Origin of the sequence: Actinomadura atramentaria DSM 43919 (assembly GCF_000381885.1) — a bacterium.
Classification (GTDB): domain Bacteria; phylum Actinomycetota; class Actinomycetes; order Streptosporangiales; family Streptosporangiaceae; genus Spirillospora; species Spirillospora atramentaria.
The window spans coordinates 444,343-460,487 of record NZ_KB907209.1 but is presented as its reverse complement, the minus strand read 5'-3'; the positions used below and the strand labels follow the sequence as shown (position 1 = coordinate 460,487).

Below are 16,145 nucleotides of genomic sequence, written 5' to 3'. Positions count from 1 at the left end.
AACGCCGCTCACCTCCGCCCGTCGCGCCACCCTCGCCCGTCCCTCTCGCGGGAGGACCCTGTGTCCGCTTGGCCCAGTCTCGACCGTGCCGCCGACGAACGGCTCGCCCGGGCGCTCGCGGTCGGCGACCCCGCCGCCCCGGCGCTGCTCACCGACCGGTACGGCGCCCGGTTGTACGACTACTGCCACGCGCTGCTGCGCGACCAGGACGACGCCGCGTGGGCGCTGCACAACGCGCTGCTCGCCGCGTGCGCGCTGGGCCGCGCCGGGTCGCCGGACATCCCGTCCGGCGGGCGGCTGCGCGGCTGGCTGTACGCGCTCGTCCGCACCGAGTGCCTGCGGCGGCTGCACGACCCGGACCGGCCCGTCGAGCGGATCGAGGCCCCCGAGGCCGAGGACCCCTACCTGGACGAGGCCGAGCAGGCCCGGCGGCTGGAGGGCCGCCGCCTCGCGCACAGCGCCCTGGCCGGGCTGCGCGGCCGCGAGCGCGAGACGCTCGACCTGCTGCTCCGCCACGACCTGGACACCCCCGAGATCGGCGCGGTGCTCGGCCTCGACGACGCCGACGCGGCGCGGCTCACCGCCGACGCGCGCGCCGCGTTCGACGACGCCGTCGCCGCCGCGCTGATCGCCCGCGCGGACGGCGACGGCTGCCCGCGCGCCGCCGCGCTCGCCGCCGAGGGCGGCTGGCCGCTCACGCCCGACGCGGCCCGCGCGCTGGTCCGGCACGCCGAGGAGTGCCGCCGCTGCGGCGGCAGCCCGCGGCGGCCCGTGGCCGGGGCGCGGCTGCTGCAGGTGCTGCCGGTCGCGCTGATGCCCGCCGAACTGCCCGGCGCCATCACGGACGCCGCCGCGGACCCGGAGGTCGTCGCGGCCGCCGCGGAGCGGGCCGGGTCGCCCGGTCCCGAGGCCCCGACCGCCACCGTCCGCCTCGCGGGGCCGCCGTCCGGCGCGGACGGGGCGGACGATCTGGACGGGCCGCGCCGCCGCCGTCTCCCGCCCCGGCTGCTGCCCGCGCTGGGCGCGGCCGCCGCCGTGGTGCTCGTCGTGCTGGGGGCCTACCTGCTGATGCCGGGCTCGTCGGACCCGGCGGCGGGGCTGGGGTCGCCGTCGCCGTCCGCGCCCGCCGACCCCTCGGACTCGCCGGAGGACAGCCCGCCGCCGTCCGAGTCCGCGACGCCGTCCCCGACGCCGACGACGACCTCGCCGAGCCCGACGCCGTCCACCTCCGCGACGACCCGCACGGCCACCCCGAAACCCACCCACACCCTCCGCAAGACCCCGTCGACGCGCCCCGCGCCGCCGACGCACGGCGCGCCGCCGCAGCAGTCCATCAGCGTGTCGCCGTCGAGCTGCGAGCTACCGGGGATGTGCGTGGTCAACGTGCATGCACCGTCCTCCGTGACATGGACCGTGGTCTCGGATGGCGGGTTCAACGTGAGCCAGCACGAGGGAACCGGCGAAGGATCGGTCATGATCTCAGGTGACTGCCACTCCGGTTCAGTCAGCTTCTCCCCGCAGGCGACGGTCGCCGTCACCTGCACGGAGTCCCAGGGCCGTCCGACGCAGTGACCCCGCCGCGTCCCGTCACCGTTCGGCCCTCACCAGGGAGAGCCGGAGTCCAGGATGGCGTGGGCACGGTCCAGGAGCAGCGGGACGGCGTCCCCGATCTCGGCGAACCCCTCCCCCACCGTGGCGTTCTGCAGGAACCGCGCGTGGATGCCCTCCAGGATCGCCGCGAGCTTGAAGCAGGCGAACGCGACGTAGAAGTCGAGGGACGCGAGGTCCGCGCCGGTGAGCGCGGCGTACCGCTCGGCGAACTCGCGGCGCGTGTGGAAGCCGGGCGCGGCGGTGATCGTCGCGCCGACCGGCAGGGCGGCGGGGTCGGCGGCGTCGGTCCAGTAGACGAGCGTCAGCCCGAGGTCCGACAGCGGGTCGCCGAGGGTGGCCATCTCCCAGTCCACGACGGCGGAGATGGCCGGCGGGTCGAGCCGGACGAGCGCGTTGTCGAGCCGGAAGTCGCCGTGGACGAGCCGCGCGGGCGCGTCGCCGGGCAGCCGTTCGCCGAGCCGCGCGACGAGCCGGTCGTACTCGGGCAGTTCGCGGACGGTCCCGGTGGCGCGGATGGCGTCCTGCGAGCTGTCCCACTGCTTGCCCCAGCGGCGGAGCTGCCGCTCCATGTACCCGGCGGGGCGGCCGAAGTCCGCGAGCCCGGCCTTTCCGGGGTCGACGGTGTGGATCGCGGCGAGCGCCTCGGCGAGGGCGTCGCTGAGCCCGCGGGCCTGGTCGGGGGTGAGGTCGGCGGCGTCCGCCTCGTCGCGCAGGACGCGGCCCTCGACGAAGTCCATGAGGTAGAACGTCGCGCCGATGACGTCCGGGTCGTCGCAGAACGCGAGCATGCCGGGCACGGGCACGCCCGTGTGCGCGCCGAGCGCGGCCATGACGCGGTACTCGCGTCCCATGTCGTGCGCCGTCGGCAGGACGTGCCCGAGCGGCGGTCGGCGCAGCACGACGCGGCGCCCGTCGCCGAGCGCGATGCCGTAGGTCAGGTTGGACCGGCCGCCCGCGATCAGCTCGACCGCGGTGATGGGGCCCGCGCCGGGGAGGGCTCCGGCGAGCCAGGACGCGAGGCGCGGGACGTCGACGCCGGGCACGCCGGCGGGCAGTTCAGGGACGCTCATGACGACCTATTAGAACGCGGCTCGGATCGCCGGGGGAAGACCGCCCCCTCCCTTGCGCCCCGCCGGACGCGCCACGCCTCCCCGGCCACATCCGGCCGCGCCACGCGACCGCCCCGGAACACCGCCCACCTGCGGCGGAACGGCCACGACCCGCCGTGGCGACCGACGACCCCCGGCCGCGAGGTGGATCGGCGCGGCGCGCCGGGTACGCCCGCCGCGGCGGCCCGGGGCACGCGCCCGCGAACGGCCGCCGAACGCACGGCGGCGCCGGGGTGGACATCCCCGCCCCGCTGGATTACGAACGAACGATCGGACCAATTCGGGGCGAGAGCGCCCGATTGGGGAGGACGCACGGTGGCAGACGCATGGCTACCGGGGGCCGGCCGCATGCCGGCACGCGACGACGGCGGACCGCTGCGCGGCGGGGCCCCGCGCGCGGTGTGGCTGGGCAGCGACTCCGATCCGCGGGTGGTGTCGGCCCGGTCGGTGGCCGCCGACCTCGTCCGCGCCGGACGGCCCGTCCACGTCGTGTGGAATCCGCGGACGGGCGAGCTGGTGCAGCTCGTCCCCGCGACACGGGCGGCGGCGGCGCTGGGCGCGGCGGGCCGGGAGGGCCGCGCGTGCCTGCAGATCATGGTGGTGGGGGCGGCGCACGAGCCGTTCACGGCCGCGCCGCTGACCGGACTGGACGTGATCATGGCGTGGCTGGACGCGTGGGGGGTGGCGCGCCGCTGGCCCGCGGGCCCGCCGCTGCCGCCGCCGCAGTCCTACCAGGCGCGGCGGGACCGGCGGGCGTGGGCGCGCGGCGGCCACTTCGGCGCGTCGCAGGTGCCGGGGCCGGGGCGGCCCGACCCGGGCGCGATCGACGTCCGGCGGGTCACCGGGCCGGAGACGCCGGTCGCGGGGAGTCCGCCGGTCGCCCGGCCGCTGCCGCGCGAGGAGCGCGCGCCGCGGCTGCCCGCGCCGCGCCTGCCCGGGGATCTCGATCCCGTGCCGCCGCTGCCAGTTCCCGAACCAGCGAGCATCCGGTCCTGAGCGCGTCGGCGTCCGGGGCCGCGCCGTAGCCGATGACGAGGCCGCTCAGCTCCGGCTCGGTCGTCTGGTAGCGGCCGAGCGCGTCCACCAGGACGCCGCGCTCGGCGGCCTCGCGCCGGACCCGTTCGGCCGCGCCCGCCGGGAGCGCGACGACCAGGTGCAGTCCCGCGGTGTCGCCGCGCAGGTCGAGCCCGGCCAGCGCGTCCGTCGCGACGGCGCGGCGGCGCGCGTACTCGCCGCGCATCCGGCGGACGTGCCGGTCGAGGTCGCCGCGCGCCAGCAGGACGCGCAGCGCCTCCTGCGCGAGGTCGGGCGCGCGGTCGTTGACGCTCTCGCGGTACCGCGCGACGGCCGCCGCGAGGTCGGGGCGGGCCGCCAGCCAGCCGACGCCGATCCGCGACGTCAGGATCTTGGCGGTCGTGCCGAGGTAGACGACGACGTCGGGGTCGAGGCCGTGCAGCGCGGGCAGCGGCGCGACGTCGAACCGGAACTCGCCGTCGTAGTCGTCCTCGGCGACGAGCGCGCCGGTCCGCCGCGCCCACGCGACGAGCGCCTGCCGGCGCGGCACCGGCAGGACGCCGCCGAGCGGGTACTGGTGGGACGGCGTGGTGTAGACGAGCGCGAGGTCGTCCGGCAGGTCCGCGACGACGAGCCCGTGCCCGTCCACCCGGCACGGCACGACCTCCAGCCCGCGCGCGGCCAGCACCGCGCGGGCCTTGCCGAACCCGGGCTCCTCGACGCCGACGCGCAGGCCGGGCCGGAGCACGGCGGCGGCGGTGAGCGCGAGGCCGCTGGTCGCGCCGCGCGTCACGACGATCCGGTCGGGCGGGCACACCACGCCCCGGCTGCGCCGCAGGTACTCGGCGAGTTCGGCGCGCAGCCCCGCCTGGCCGCGCGGGTCGGTCCGCTCGTCGAGCGGCGCGGACGCGGCGAGCCGCCACGCGCGCCGCCACGCGGGCGTGTCGAGCGAGCCGGTGAACGCGGTGCCGGGCCGCAGGTCGATCGTCCCGGCGGCGGCGGGCTCCCGCTCGACGCGCGGTGCCTCGGGCGCGGCGGCGCGCGGCCGGTGGGCTTCGCTGACGATGTCCGTCACGTACGTCCCCGAGCCGTGCCGCCCCTCGATCCAGCCCTCGGCGTAGAGCTGCTCGTACGCCTCGGTGACGACGGTCCGGCTGACGCCGAGCGACGCGGCCAGCGCCCGCCCGGACGGCAGCCGCTCGCCCGCCGCGAGCCGCCCGTCGCGCATCGCGGCGCGGAGCTGGCGGACGAGCTGGTCGCGCAGCGGGCCCGCGCCGCGCTCCACCACGAGCGGAAGGTCGAACAAAGTGGTCCCCCCTGATCGCCTCGAAGTGGCTCTACTGACCAGTCCACTCGCGGCCTAGCGTAGGCGACATGGAAACGACACCGCTCTCCTCCACCGAACGGACCCGCGTCCGCCGCTACCCGGAGCGCTCCACCGCCGACCGCGCGGCCCTGTACCGGCTGCTCGACGAGGGCATGGTCTGTCACCTCGGCGTCGTCCTGGACGGCGCGCCGCGCGTGATCCCGACCGCGTACGGGCGCTCCGGCGACACCCTGTACCTGCACGGTTCGACGGGATCAACGACGCTGCGCGCCGCGCAGGAGGTGTGCGTCACGGTCACGCTGGTGGACGGGCTGGTGCTCGCCCGATCGCTTTTCCACCACTCCATGAACTTCCGCAGCGCCGTGATCTACGGGACGCCGCGGCCCGTCACCGACGACGCGGAGAAGCTGGCGGCGCTCCGCGCCATCACCGACAACCTCGCGCCAGGCCGCTGGGACTCGGTCCGGCAGCCGACCGCCAAGGAACTCGCCGGGACGTCCGTGCTCGCGGTGCCGCTCGCGGAGGCGTCGGTGAAGGCCCGCTCGGGGCCGCCCGGCGACGACGAGGACGACTACGCGCTGGAGGTGTGGGCGGGCGTCGTCCCCGTCCGAACGGCGTTCGGCGAGCCCGAGCCGGACCCGCGACTGGCCCCCGGCATCCCCGTCCCGGCGGGCGTTCCCGGCGCCTGACGGGCCGTGCGGCCGTGCGGGGCGCCGGAGAGGCATAACCTGACCTGGTGACCATGACCGCCGACCCGTGCGCCGCGTCCGGCGACCGCCGCGCGCCGGCGGCTCCCGCCGACCCCGGCGCGGACGGCTTCCGCAGGTGAGAGGGTAGATGAGCGACACCAAACTCGTATGGGTCGATTGCGAGATGACCGGTCTCGACCTCCGCAACGACGCCCTCATCGAGATCGCGGTCCTCGTGACCGACAGCGAGCTGACGATCCTGGACGAGGGCATCGACATCGTCATCCGGCCCCCGGACGCCGCGCTGGCCCAGATGACGAAGGTCGTCCGCGACATGCACACCACGTCCGGCCTGCTGGAGGAGCTGCCCGGCGGCGTCTCCCTCGCCGAGGCCGAGGACCGCGTCCTCGCCTACGTCAAGCGGTACGTCAAGGACGCCAACAAGGCCCCCCTCTGCGGCAACTCGATCGCGACGGACCGCTCGTTCATCGCCCGCGACATGCCCGCGCTGGACGGCCACCTGCACTACCGCATGGTGGACGTCTCCTCCATCAAGGAGCTGGCCCGCCGCTGGTACCCCCGCGCCTACTTCGCCAGCCCGGCGAAGAAGGGCGGCCACCGCGCCTTGGCCGACATCACCGAGAGCATCCAGGAGCTGCGCTACTACCGCTCCGCGGTCTTCGTCGCGCAGCCCGGCCCCGACTCCGAGACGGCCCGCGCCCTGGCCGCCGACGCCATCGCCGCGACCCCCCGCCCCGCCTGACGAATCTCGGTGGCGCACCACCCTCCCGGAGCCGCTACACTACTGGAAGCCGCGAACGCCGTTCCGGCCACGGTGGGTGTAGCTCAGCTGGCAGAGCACTTGGTTGTGGTCCAAGATGTCGGGGGTTCAAGTCCCCTCACTCACCCCACTCCCGAAAGGCCCGGTCCCCGACCGGGCCTTTCGCGTTCCCCAAGCACTACTGCGCTCCCTTTGGCGGCGGTGCCTTGAACGTGTGGTTCCGGTGCCAGGCGAAGTAGTCGGCGCGCTCGGGGTTCCACCACGAGACGACGCGGCCCCGCAGGTACCGCTCGATGTGCTCCTTGAGGTGGTCATGGCGGACGAGCGGGCTGACGAGCACGGCACCCCCGTCGTCCACCGCGACGAATCCCTTCTCGTAGACGATGTCGCATCCCAGATTGCATGCCAGCATCGCGATGTTGGGCATGTCCCCGCGTTCACGGTCGGTGCATTCACTGCGCTTCTTGATATGCGCCGCCCAGAGGACCTCGCGAGGAAGGATGCGGCCGCACAACGCGCACTCTCCTTCGTCACCGGGCAGCAGATACTTCTTCAAAGCGCCCTGTTCGACACGCCGGGTGGCATCGACGCGGCGGTCGAAGTCCCGGTCGACGGCCGGGAGTCTCGGCTGCTTCGGCGCGGCGGCCGACGCGTAGTCGTCCGCGAGGTCGAAGCCGGGAGAGTCCACGATGTCGACCCCGGCGAAATCGGCGACTCGCTCGGCGTCCTCTCCATCAACGACATAGGGGTTCTGTACGAAGAATCTGTCGCTCTTGATCCTCGAGAGGAGCGGCCGGATCTCACTGAACGGGATTTTGCAGCCGCGAACGTCGGTCAGTGAGTACATGCATTCCCAGGTGCGGCCGTCATCGTCCCTTCCCCACAACCGATCGGCCAACTCGGCGTTGCGGAAGAGATGGCTGATCGATCCACCGAGATAGAGTCTTTTGTCACCATAGAAGAAGACGTAGTCTCCGCGCTCGAGCTTTTCGTAGCGCGAGACGTTCACGCCGCCCTTCCCAGGCGTCATTCCCCACATAACCGCACGACCGGCCGGCGACAGTTCTTGGAGGATCCGCAGATCCTCCTCGCCCAGGAGGTCCGCGTTGGCGTCCAGGTCGACGGGGTTCAGGACGGTGTCCTCATAATGCTTCTTGACCGACTTGGTCTTCAGTCTGGCCGGCTGGAACATCACCTTCATCGATGCATTCCCAAAGTCGTCGTGTCTGGCGTTGCCGCCCGGAGGCAGACGATGGGCGGCACGTTGCGCTGGCCGGGGGCCAGGCGGCGATGTCCGACGAGCCACCGGGGCCGGGGTGCGGGGCGGATTGCCGCAGTGATGCCGGTTCGATCGCCGTCCGCGACTCTAGCCACCGGAGACCCCTTCATGCCGTGAGCCGCGCCGGGTACGGCGGTCCCATCGCGTTCTGTCGCGGGCGGTCGGTAGGTTGATCCGCGTCCGGTGGTCTGCTGTTCCTGCGCCTTGAGGCGGTAGGCGCTGGGCGTCATCACGACGGCTCCACTCCCGGCGGGGGAGTCGGGTCGCGAGAGGGCGGGCGATGACTTACGTCCCGACCAGGTCGAGAGAGGATCGCGGCAAGGTGCTCAAGGCCGTGAAGGTCCCGAACCGGCGGGATGCCTCGGGATCGCAGCCCGATCGCACGCACGTCACGGGGGACGCGTCGTGAGCGCGGCGGCAACGACGATCCCCTGCGTGTGGCACGGGCCGGTCGCCGTGCTGGCGGAACGTCTGCGGGATCCGGGGTTCTTCACCGCGTGCGCCGAACGGTACCGGGCCGAGGGCTTCGGCCCGGCCGGCGACGGCGAACTGCGGAGCTGGCGGAACAGCTGGCCGCCGCTCGTCGACGTCCTGCTGCGCGCCGGTCTCGGCGGGCTGTGGATCTACCTGGAGCACGGCATGGCGGGCGGCGGAATGCGCTTCGACGCCCTGTTGCTCGGCACCGGGCCGGATGGTTCCCCCGACCTGATCGTGGTGGAGTTGAAGCAGTGGGACGACGCCGAGCCCGTGCGGGACGGGTTCGTCCGCCTCCGGAACGGCAAAGAATTCCTGAACCCGGTCGTCCAAGTGCTCGGCTACCTGGCCTTCCTGCGCGGCTGGGTCGAGGACGGCTTCCGCCTGTCGCGGATCCGGGGCGTCGCCTTCCTCCACAACGCATCGGAGGAACGGGCCCGCGTCATCTGGGCGGCCGAGCGACGGCACGCGGCAGAGGTCCCGGTCATCGCGGGCGACCAGACAGGAAGCGAGGTTCCCCCGCGGCAACTCGCACGGCTGTTCCTGGCCGAGTCCACGAGCCCGCCGGACGAGCGGTCGGTCGCCGAGTTCGCGAGAGCGCGGTGGGTTCCCGCGCAGTCCCTGCTCAGCGCCATGGCGGACGACGTGGAGAACGCCGCGTCGTTCACCCTGGCCGGGGACCAGCAGACGGCGTTCCTCAGCGTCCGGCGCGCGGCGCAGGAGGCGCTCCGCTCCCCCGGCTCGCGGCCGCGCCTGATCGTCGTGACCGGCGGACCCGGCAGCGGGAAGACGGTGGTCGCCATCCGGTTGTTCGGCGGCCTCAATCGCCGGGCGGGCGTCGCCGCCCGGTTCGTGACCCCGTCGGGCACGCTCATCGCCCAGGTGCGCCGCGTGCTCCGCGACGCGGCCAAGAACCTCGTCCTGCTGCCGACGGCGATGCTCGCGCACAGCGCGCAGGGCGCCCGCGCGATGATCATCGACGAGGGCCAGCGGCTGAAGCGGAACCAGGCGCAGCGGCTCCTCGGCCAGACCGTGGAGCGGATCCCCGTCCTGGTCCTGTTCCTGGACGAGCGCCAGATCATCCGGCCGGACGAGGGCATCACCGTCCAAGAGGCCGAACGCGTCGCGGCCGCGCACGGCGCGGACTTCGAGGTGCTGCCGCTGTCGGGGAGTTTCCGGTCCAACGGGTCGCGGAACTACATCCGCTGGGTCGACCGGTTCCTCTACGAGACACCGGTCCGCTGGACCGGGGACGACTTCGACCTCGCCGTCGCGAACGACCCGCGGGAACTGCAGGACTGGGTCGACCGGCACGCGACCGCCGACCACGGCGCGCGGATCACCGCCGGGTTCTGCTGGCCGTGGGCGCGGGACCGGCGCGTGCTGGTGCCCGAGGTCGACATCGCCTGGACGGATCCCGACGGCTCCCCGCGCACCTGGTCCGCGCCGTGGAACGCGGACGAGGCGATGCGCGACGCCCCGCACCGGAACTTCTGGGCGACCGACCCGGGCGGGCATCGCCAGATCGGATGCATCTACACCGCGCAGGGGCTCGAGTACGGGCACGGCGGGGTCATCATGGGCCCGGACCTCGTGCGGCGCGGTGACGCGTGGGTGGCGCGCCCGGCCTTCAGCAAGGACTCCGCGATGAACGGCATCTCGCCGGAGCGGTACCTGCCGCTCGCGCTGAACATCTACCGGGTGCTGCTGACGCGCAGCACCCGCGCGACGCGCGTCTACTCCACGGACCCGGAAACCCAGCGGTTCCTCAACGAACTCATCGGAAGAGGAGTGCGCTGAGCACCCGCCTCGTCCGCCGAACACCGGTGACGCCCCGCGGTTGAGCACCGATCGCGGGTAGATGTGCGCCTCCGCGGGGCGGTTCTTGTTGTTCGGGGGTGGGTTGGGGGTGGGGAGACGTGCGTGTGGCGCACTAGTGTCTCGGCGGGCTTCGGGCGACCGTTTCTCGTGACCGGAACCCACCCCGTCCGGTCGGAAGGTGCGGGAGAGAGATGAGTCGCCGGTTCGGGCGTTGGGTCGTCGCCGTCGCGGTCTGGATCGCGGCGGTCGTGGTGCCGGGTGTCGTGGCGCGGGCGAGTGGGGAGGCGTGCGGGGCCTCCGTGGCGCGGGTTCGGTCGTCGCCTTCGGTGATCATCGGGGAGCCGGGGGACGTGTTGGCCTGCCGGATGGTGCGGGACGGGGTCGTCGGGGCGCGGGCCTGGGTTGTGCAGTACGTGTCCACCGACGTTCGTGGGCAGAAGATCGCGGTGGCGGGGACGGTCGTGGTGCCGGACGCGCCGTGGACGGGGAGCGGGGCGCGGCCGCTCGTCGCCTATGCGCCGGGTGGGCTCGGGCTGGGAGCGCGGTGCTCGTTCTCGCGTCGGCTTGTTGAGCGGCCACAGCGGTCCGGGACGCTTCGTCCCGACCACGCGGTCCGGACCGGCACGGCGACCGCCCGCTCGGCTGCGGCGGCCGACCAGGTCGCGGCCGGCCTGGCCGCTGAGGGCGGCGGGACGGGCGGTTCGGTCGGCGCCTATCTGCGGCAGGGATTCGCCGTCGTCGTCGCTGACGGGGTCGGGCGGTTGGACGGGCAGACGCCCGCGTTCGGCGTCGGCGCCGCGGCGGGGCACGCGCTGTTGGACGGCGCGCGGGCCGCGTTGCGGATGCCCGCGGCGGGGCTCGATCCGGGAACCGAGGTCGGGCTGTCCGGATACTCGGTGGGCGGATCGGCGTCGCTGTGGGCGGCGCAGCTCGCCGCGTCGTACACGCCCGGCCTGCGCGTCGTCGGCGGCGCGGCGGGCGGCGTGCCCGGGGACCTGCGGGCCGTCGCCGCGAGCCAGGACGGCGGCGTCTTCGCGGGCTACCTGGTGGACGTCCTCGTCGGCCTCAGCGCGGCGTATCCGTCGATGCCGTTCGACGAGTTGCTGAACGAGCAGGGCAGGCGCGCGGTCGCGGACGCCCGGAGCGCGTGCGGCGGCGAGACGCTGTCGCGGTTCTTCTTCACGCGGCTGGAGGACCTGACCACCGACCGCCTGACGCCGGACCGCTTCGCACAGATCGAGGGCGACGACGGACGGACGTGGGGCCAGATCCTCGCCGACCAGCGCCTCGGCGCGGGCGTCGGCGCGGCCGGATCGGGCGCGCGCTACCAGGTGCCGTTCCCCGTGCTGCAGTACCGGGGCGCGTTCGAGGAGGTCGTCCCGGCCTCCACCGAGGACGCGACGGCGACCGCGTACTGCCGCGCGGGCATCGCGACCCGCTACCGCGCGAACTACCCGGGCGAGCACGCGGCGACGGCGAAGCTCGCGGCCGACGACGTGGCACGCTGGCTGCGCGACCGGTTCGCGGGCGTCCCGGACCGCGGAACCTGCTGACACGCAACCCGTTCATGAGCCTTTCGGCGGTGCCGCACAGAACCGCGCCGCGCGGAACAGCGTCCCATTGACGCCCCGCCCCGAATCCCCAGGAGAAACAGTTCCATGAACCGACGCCCCCTTCCGCTCGTCGCCGCCGCCTGCCTGACGGCGCTCGCCCTTTCCGCCTGCAGCGACACGGCCGACCCGAAGCAGACGGCGGTGGCCAAGCCCAAGCAGGGGAAGCCCCGGCACGAAATCGCCTACAAAGCGGTCGGCACGGCGACGAAGGCCGACATCACCTACTCGACGCCCGCAGGGCAGGAACAAGGCGAGGCCACGAGCGTCCTCCTGCCCTGGACGAAGACGATCGTCGTCGAAACGGGCGAGTTCGTCGGCCTGTCGGTATCGAACCTGGGCGCCAAGGGCACGGTGACATGCCAGATCTACGTTGACGGCAAGCTGGTCAAGCAGAGCAAGAACAGCGGCGATCACTCCAGCGTGAACTGCGACCACACGGTCCACTCCTGATCACCCGGCGGCGATTTCACGGCGTCGCGGGCGGCCGCCAGCGACGCCGTTCCGTCGTCTTCTCGTAGGGCTGCGGATCGGGGTAGGTGAGCAGTTCCAACGTCCCGCCCCACGGCGTCCGCGCGTACCAGAACCGATTCCGCGACCCCGCCTCCGGGCCGGGCAGCGGCTGGGGATCGCCCAACGGGATTCCCCCGGCGCGCGTCACGCGTGCGGCGGCGGCCTCCAGGTCATCGACGTAGAAGGCGACGTGCTGCCAGCCGATGTCGCACGGAATGGCGGCGTCGCGCTGCCGGGGTCCTCGGAACTCGAAGAGTTCGAGCCCGGGCCCGTCCGGAAGGGCGAGCATCCGGATCACCACCTCGGCCGTGCCGGGCGGGACGCCGAGGCGCCGTTCGGTGCCGGACCCGCCGACCGGCCCGTCCTCGCGGCGCAGCGTGTCGTACAGCACCCGCGCGTCGAACGCCTCGGCGAAGAACCGGGTGGCCGCCTCCAGGTCCGGGACGGTCACCCCGATGTGGTCGATGCCTCGGGCCAACCCGGACTCCCTGCTCGCAACGGGCCGCCATCATCGCAGGCCGGGGCGGGTCCGCGCGGGTGTTCGCGCGGATCAGCGCGGAGCCGGGCCGAGCGCCGCGGGCCACCGGAACGCGCGCAGGTCGATCCAGCGCGCGCCGCAGACGCAGCGCCGGTAGCGGACGACGCCCTCGGAGGTGAGGTGGGCGGACTCGACGTCGGACGCGGCGGCCCTCCGGGGACAGGACGGGCAGGTCTCGATCTCCATGCCCCCACCGTGCTGCAATGGTCTTATGCATTTCAACGCTTACGGCGGGACCGGCGCGCGGGTCGCCGCCGACCTGCTGAACGCGCCCGACGACGACCCCTCGACGCTCTCGGAGATCCTGCGCGTCCACGGCATCGCCCGCCCCGAGCTGACCGCCGCGCACGCCCGCCGCCTCGCCGCGTGGATCGAGCGCGTCCGCCCCGTCTTCGGCGAGCCCGACGTGGAACGGCAGATGGCGGTCCTGAACGCGCTGCTGGAGGAGACCGCGACCGGCGTCCGCATCTCCACGCACGACGGCTCCGAGCCACATCTGCACTACGTGAACCAGGACCTGGAGACCGCCGAACGCGTCAAGGCGGCCATCGCGGGCGGCCTCGCCGTCGCGGTCGTCGCGGCGGGCGGCGTGCGGCTCGGCCGCTGCCTGCGGGACGGCTGCGCGACGGTCTTCATCGACACGTCCCGCAACGGGCGGCGCAAGTTCTGCTCGCAGCGCTGCGCGAACCGCGTCAACGTCTCGGCCCACCGCGCGCGGCGCGCGGCGCGGGCTTGACCCTCCAGCGACGGGAGACGCCACGGTGGCGGACATGGCCGACGACACGCTCCTCACCATCGGCGAACTGGCCCGGCTGACCGGCCTGACGGTCAAGACGATCCGGTTCTGGTCCGACGAGGGCCTGGTGCCGCCGGCCGCCCGAACCCCGGCCGGCTACCGCCTGTACGGCCGCGCGGCGGCGCTGCGCGTCGGGCTCGTCCGGACGCTGCGGGACGTCGGCGTGGACCTCGCGACGATCCGCCGGGTCGTGGACCGCGAGGTGCCGCTGGAACGCGTGGCCGCCGCGCACGCCGACGCGCTCGGGACGCGCGTCCGCGCGATGCGCCTCCACCAGGCCGTCCTGCGGGCGGTGGCGAGCCGGGGAACCGTCACCGACGAGGAGATCGCCCTGATGAACAGGCTCGCCCGACTGACCGACACCGAACGCCGCCGACTGATCAACGACTTCATCGACGACACGTTCGCCGACCTCGACCTCGGCCCCGGCTTCCTGCCGATGATGCGCGCCGCGATGCCCGAACTGCCCGACGACCCGTCGCCCGAGCAGGTCGGGGCGTGGGTGGAGCTGGCGGAGCTCGTCGGCGACGACGGGTTCCGCGCGGCCGTGCGCGCCGCCGCCGTCGACCAGGCCCGCGCCGCCGCCGAGACCGCGCCGGGCGACGCCGGACGGAGCCGGGCGCTCGCCGCGCTGCTCGGTGAACGGGTCGCCGCGGCGCGCGCCGCGGGGATCGCGCCGGACTCGGCGGCGTCGCGTCCGATCGTGGACGAGCTGGCCGCCGCGTACGCCGGCCACGCGGGCCGCGCGGACGGTCCGGAGTTCCGCGCCTGGCTGCTGCGGCGGCTGACGGCGTCGTCGGACCACGGCTACGAGCGCTACTGGCGGCTCCTCTCGGTGATCAACGGGACGCCGCGGCCCGCCGGGCTCGCCGACGCGGCGGACTGGCTGATCGCCGCGTTGTCCGCCTGACGCCCCGGGCGGCGGACTAGGTTGGTCCGCCATGACCGAACCGTCCTATCTGAACGATGTCCGGAGCGGGTACGACGCCATCGCGGCGGAATACGCCGAGATGTTCCGCGACCAGTTGGCAGGCGACGCCTACGCGCGGGCGATCCACACGGCGTTCGCCGAACGGGTGACGGGCCGGGTGCTGGAGGTCGGCAGCGGCCCCGGCCGGACGACGGCCGCGCTGCGCGCGCTCGGCTGCGACATCTCCGGCGTCGACCTGTCGCCGGAGATGGTCGCGCTGGCGAGCCGGACGTTCCCCGACATCCGGTTCGAGGAGGGCTCGATGACCGCCCTCGACGTGCCGGACGGAACGCTCGGCGGCCTGGTCTCCTGGTACTCGCTCATCCACATCCGGCCCGCCGACCACCCGGCGGTGATCGCCGAGTTCCACCGCGTCCTGCGGCCGGGCGGACGCCTGCTGCTCGGTTTCCAGGTCGGAACGGAGCCGCTGCGCCTGGAGAACCCGTTCGGGCACCCGGTGACGCTCGACTTCCACCGCCTCTCCCCCGACCGGACCGCGGACCTGCTCGCGGACGCCGGATTCGACATCGAGGCCCGCCTGGTGCGCGCGCCCGAGGGCCGCGAGGCCGTCCCGCAGGCGTACCTCGTCGCGGTCCGGCCCGATGCGTGAAGCGTGCCGCGCCGGGTAGGCGCGGCACGTTCTCGCACGTGGATCGGGGGACTGCCATGCGAGCCATCGCCGTGTCGGAGTACGGGGCGACCCCGTCGCTCATGGACCTGCCCGAGCCCGAGCCGGGGCCCGGCGAGGTCCAGGTCGAGCTGGTCGCGGCGGGCCTGAACCCGCTGGACTGGAAGATCGCCGAGGGGATGCGCAAGGACTCCTACGACGCGAGCTTCCCGCTCGTCCTCGGCGTGGACGGCGCGGGCGTCGTGACCGCGTCCGGCGGCGGCGACACGCGGCTGCGGGTCGGGGACCGCGTGTTCGGGTCGTTCTACGGGACGGACCGGGGGCTCGGCACCTACGCCGAGTTCACGGTCGCGCGCCCCGACGACCCGGTCACGCGGATGCCCGACGACATGAGCTACGTCCTCGCGGCGGCGCTGCCGACGTCGGGCATGACGGCGTGCGGGCTGGTCGAGCAGGCCGGCGTCGGCCCGGAGCAGACGGTGCTGGTCATCGGCGCGACGGGCGGCGTCGGGCAGAACGTCGTGCAGCTCGCGTCGGCGGCCGGCGCGCGCGTCATCGCGACCGTGGGGCGGCCGGACGTCGCCGAGCGCATGCGGACGCTCGGCGCGGCCGAGACCGTCGACTACCGGCAGAACGTCAACGACCAGGTCCACCGCACGGACGCGGCCGTGGACGTGGTGATCGACCTGGTCAGCATGCCCCCGGCCGTCGAGCGCGTCGCGGCGCTGCTGCGCGAGGGCGGCACGTACATCACGACGGTCTGGTCGGTGAACCCGGACGCGATGGCCGAGCGCGGCCTGCGCGGGATCAACTACTCGGTCCACGGGACGCCGGAGGCGCTGGACCACGTCGCGGACCTCGTCCAGTCCAAGCGGCTGCGGATCGCGATCGAGCAGGAGCCGCCGCTGGAGGAGGCCCCGGCCGCCGTCGCGGACAGCCGGGCGGGCCGGTCCGGCGGCAAGACCGTCATCCGGATCTGACGGGG

15 protein-coding genes and 1 tRNA gene are annotated in these 16,145 nt (G+C 74.2%); 11 read left to right on the top strand and 5 right to left on the bottom strand.

Features of this window, described 5'->3' with window-relative positions:
- Positions 1-60 precede the first annotated feature (60 nt).
- A complete protein-coding gene (locus G339_RS36470; protein WP_026341187.1) occupies positions 61-1,572 on the top strand; it encodes an RNA polymerase sigma factor in 1,512 nt (503 codons plus the stop codon).
- Between the two features lie 29 nt (positions 1,573-1,601).
- Here G339_RS36470 and G339_RS0106095 read toward each other — a convergent pair whose 3' ends face one another.
- Both G339_RS0106095 and pdxR read right to left on the bottom strand, forming a co-directional pair.
- Entirely contained in the window at positions 1,602-2,681 is a 1,080-nt protein-coding gene (locus G339_RS0106095) for a phosphotransferase family protein (RefSeq protein ID WP_019630193.1), read from the bottom strand.
- 877 nt (positions 2,682-3,558) lie between these two features.
- On the bottom strand, positions 3,559-5,040 hold the full coding sequence (gene pdxR / locus G339_RS32745; protein WP_019630191.1) for a MocR-like pyridoxine biosynthesis transcription factor PdxR: 1,482 nt from the start codon (positions 5,038-5,040) through the stop codon (positions 3,559-3,561).
- A 68-nt stretch (positions 5,041-5,108) separates the two neighbouring features.
- Between pdxR and G339_RS0106080 the strand changes: the two genes are divergently transcribed.
- From G339_RS0106080 to G339_RS0106065, 3 genes are all read left to right on the top strand, one after another.
- A complete protein-coding gene (locus G339_RS0106080; protein WP_019630190.1) occupies positions 5,109-5,750 on the top strand; it encodes a pyridoxamine 5'-phosphate oxidase family protein in 642 nt (213 codons plus the stop codon).
- 148 nt (positions 5,751-5,898) lie between these two features.
- The gene (gene orn / locus G339_RS0106070; RefSeq protein WP_026341185.1) at positions 5,899-6,513 is read left to right on the top strand and encodes an oligoribonuclease; all 615 of its coding nucleotides are present in this window, start codon (positions 5,899-5,901) and stop codon (positions 6,511-6,513) included.
- Positions 6,514-6,585: 72 nt separating this feature from the next.
- A tRNA-His gene (locus G339_RS0106065) sits at positions 6,586-6,661 on the top strand.
- Between the two features lie 48 nt (positions 6,662-6,709).
- On the opposite strand, the gene G339_RS0106060 is transcribed toward G339_RS0106065, so the two are convergent.
- Entirely contained in the window at positions 6,710-7,732 is a 1,023-nt protein-coding gene (locus G339_RS0106060; RefSeq protein WP_019630188.1) for a hypothetical protein, read from the bottom strand.
- Between the two features lie 483 nt (positions 7,733-8,215).
- On the opposite strand from G339_RS0106060, the gene G339_RS0106055 reads away from it, so the two are divergent.
- The 3 genes from G339_RS0106055 to G339_RS32740 all read left to right on the top strand — a co-directional run bounded on the left by G339_RS0106055 (position 8,216) and on the right by G339_RS32740 (position 12,168).
- Positions 8,216-10,084 (top strand): DNA/RNA helicase domain-containing protein, encoded by a 1,869-nt coding sequence (locus G339_RS0106055; protein ID WP_157407369.1) that lies wholly within the window; start codon positions 8,216-8,218, stop codon positions 10,082-10,084.
- Positions 10,085-10,296: 212 nt separating this feature from the next.
- Positions 10,297-11,658 carry a lipase family protein gene (locus G339_RS0106050; RefSeq protein ID WP_019630186.1) on the top strand — a complete coding sequence of 454 codons (1,362 nt, stop codon included), beginning with the start codon at positions 10,297-10,299 and terminating at the stop codon, positions 11,656-11,658.
- 105 nt (positions 11,659-11,763) lie between these two features.
- Positions 11,764-12,168: an MmpS family transport accessory protein gene (locus G339_RS32740; protein ID WP_019630185.1), complete on the top strand. Its 405-nt coding sequence runs from the start codon at positions 11,764-11,766 to the stop codon at positions 12,166-12,168.
- Positions 12,169-12,184: 16 nt separating this feature from the next.
- Here the strand turns inward: G339_RS32740 and G339_RS0106040 are convergent, their stop codons facing one another.
- Both G339_RS0106040 and G339_RS39325 read right to left on the bottom strand, forming a co-directional pair.
- On the bottom strand, positions 12,185-12,706 hold the full coding sequence (locus G339_RS0106040; protein WP_033322334.1) for a VOC family protein: 522 nt from the start codon (positions 12,704-12,706) through the stop codon (positions 12,185-12,187).
- A gap of 72 nt (positions 12,707-12,778) precedes the next feature.
- A complete protein-coding gene (locus G339_RS39325) occupies positions 12,779-12,952 on the bottom strand; it encodes a hypothetical protein (protein WP_019630183.1) in 174 nt (57 codons plus the stop codon).
- A gap of 25 nt (positions 12,953-12,977) precedes the next feature.
- Between G339_RS39325 and G339_RS0106030 the strand changes: the two genes are divergently transcribed.
- Genes G339_RS0106030 through G339_RS0106015 form a run of 4 tightly spaced genes read left to right on the top strand, consistent with a single transcriptional unit; the run spans position 12,978 to position 16,140 of the window.
- Positions 12,978-13,502 carry a CGNR zinc finger domain-containing protein gene (locus G339_RS0106030; RefSeq protein WP_019630182.1) on the top strand — a complete coding sequence of 175 codons (525 nt, stop codon included), beginning with the start codon at positions 12,978-12,980 and terminating at the stop codon, positions 13,500-13,502.
- Between the two features lie 34 nt (positions 13,503-13,536).
- Complete coding sequence (locus tag G339_RS0106025; protein WP_026341183.1) at positions 13,537-14,472, top strand: helix-turn-helix domain-containing protein; 936 nt, start codon at positions 13,537-13,539, stop codon at positions 14,470-14,472.
- 31 nt (positions 14,473-14,503) lie between these two features.
- Entirely contained in the window at positions 14,504-15,142 is a 639-nt protein-coding gene (locus tag G339_RS0106020) for a class I SAM-dependent DNA methyltransferase (protein WP_019630180.1), read from the top strand.
- Between the two features lie 56 nt (positions 15,143-15,198).
- Positions 15,199-16,140 (top strand): NADP-dependent oxidoreductase, encoded by a 942-nt coding sequence (locus tag G339_RS0106015; RefSeq protein ID WP_019630179.1) that lies wholly within the window; start codon positions 15,199-15,201, stop codon positions 16,138-16,140.
- The last annotated feature ends 5 nt before the right edge of the window (positions 16,141-16,145 follow it).

Bases quoted from the DNA above. Each gene is read 5' to 3' on its own strand.
- G339_RS0106095 (WP_019630193.1), bottom strand. From the start codon at position 2,681: ATGAGCGTCCCTGAACTGCCCGCCGGCGTGCCCGGCGTCGACGTCCCG.
- G339_RS0106080 (WP_019630190.1), top strand. From the start codon at position 5,109: ATGGAAACGACACCGCTCTCCTCCACCGAACGGACCCGCGTCCGCCGC.
- orn (WP_026341185.1), top strand. From the start codon at position 5,899: ATGAGCGACACCAAACTCGTATGGGTCGATTGCGAGATGACCGGTCTC.
- G339_RS0106060 (WP_019630188.1), bottom strand. From the start codon at position 7,732: ATGAAGGTGATGTTCCAGCCGGCCAGACTGAAGACCAAGTCGGTCAAG.
- G339_RS0106050 (WP_019630186.1), top strand. From the start codon at position 10,297: ATGAGTCGCCGGTTCGGGCGTTGGGTCGTCGCCGTCGCGGTCTGGATC.
- G339_RS32740 (WP_019630185.1), top strand. From the start codon at position 11,764: ATGAACCGACGCCCCCTTCCGCTCGTCGCCGCCGCCTGCCTGACGGCG.
- G339_RS39325 (WP_019630183.1), bottom strand. From the start codon at position 12,952: ATGGAGATCGAGACCTGCCCGTCCTGTCCCCGGAGGGCCGCCGCGTCC.
- G339_RS0106030 (WP_019630182.1), top strand. From the start codon at position 12,978: ATGCATTTCAACGCTTACGGCGGGACCGGCGCGCGGGTCGCCGCCGAC.
- G339_RS0106025 (WP_026341183.1), top strand. From the start codon at position 13,537: ATGGCCGACGACACGCTCCTCACCATCGGCGAACTGGCCCGGCTGACC.
- G339_RS0106020 (WP_019630180.1), top strand. From the start codon at position 14,504: ATGACCGAACCGTCCTATCTGAACGATGTCCGGAGCGGGTACGACGCC.
- G339_RS0106015 (WP_019630179.1), top strand. From the start codon at position 15,199: ATGCGAGCCATCGCCGTGTCGGAGTACGGGGCGACCCCGTCGCTCATG.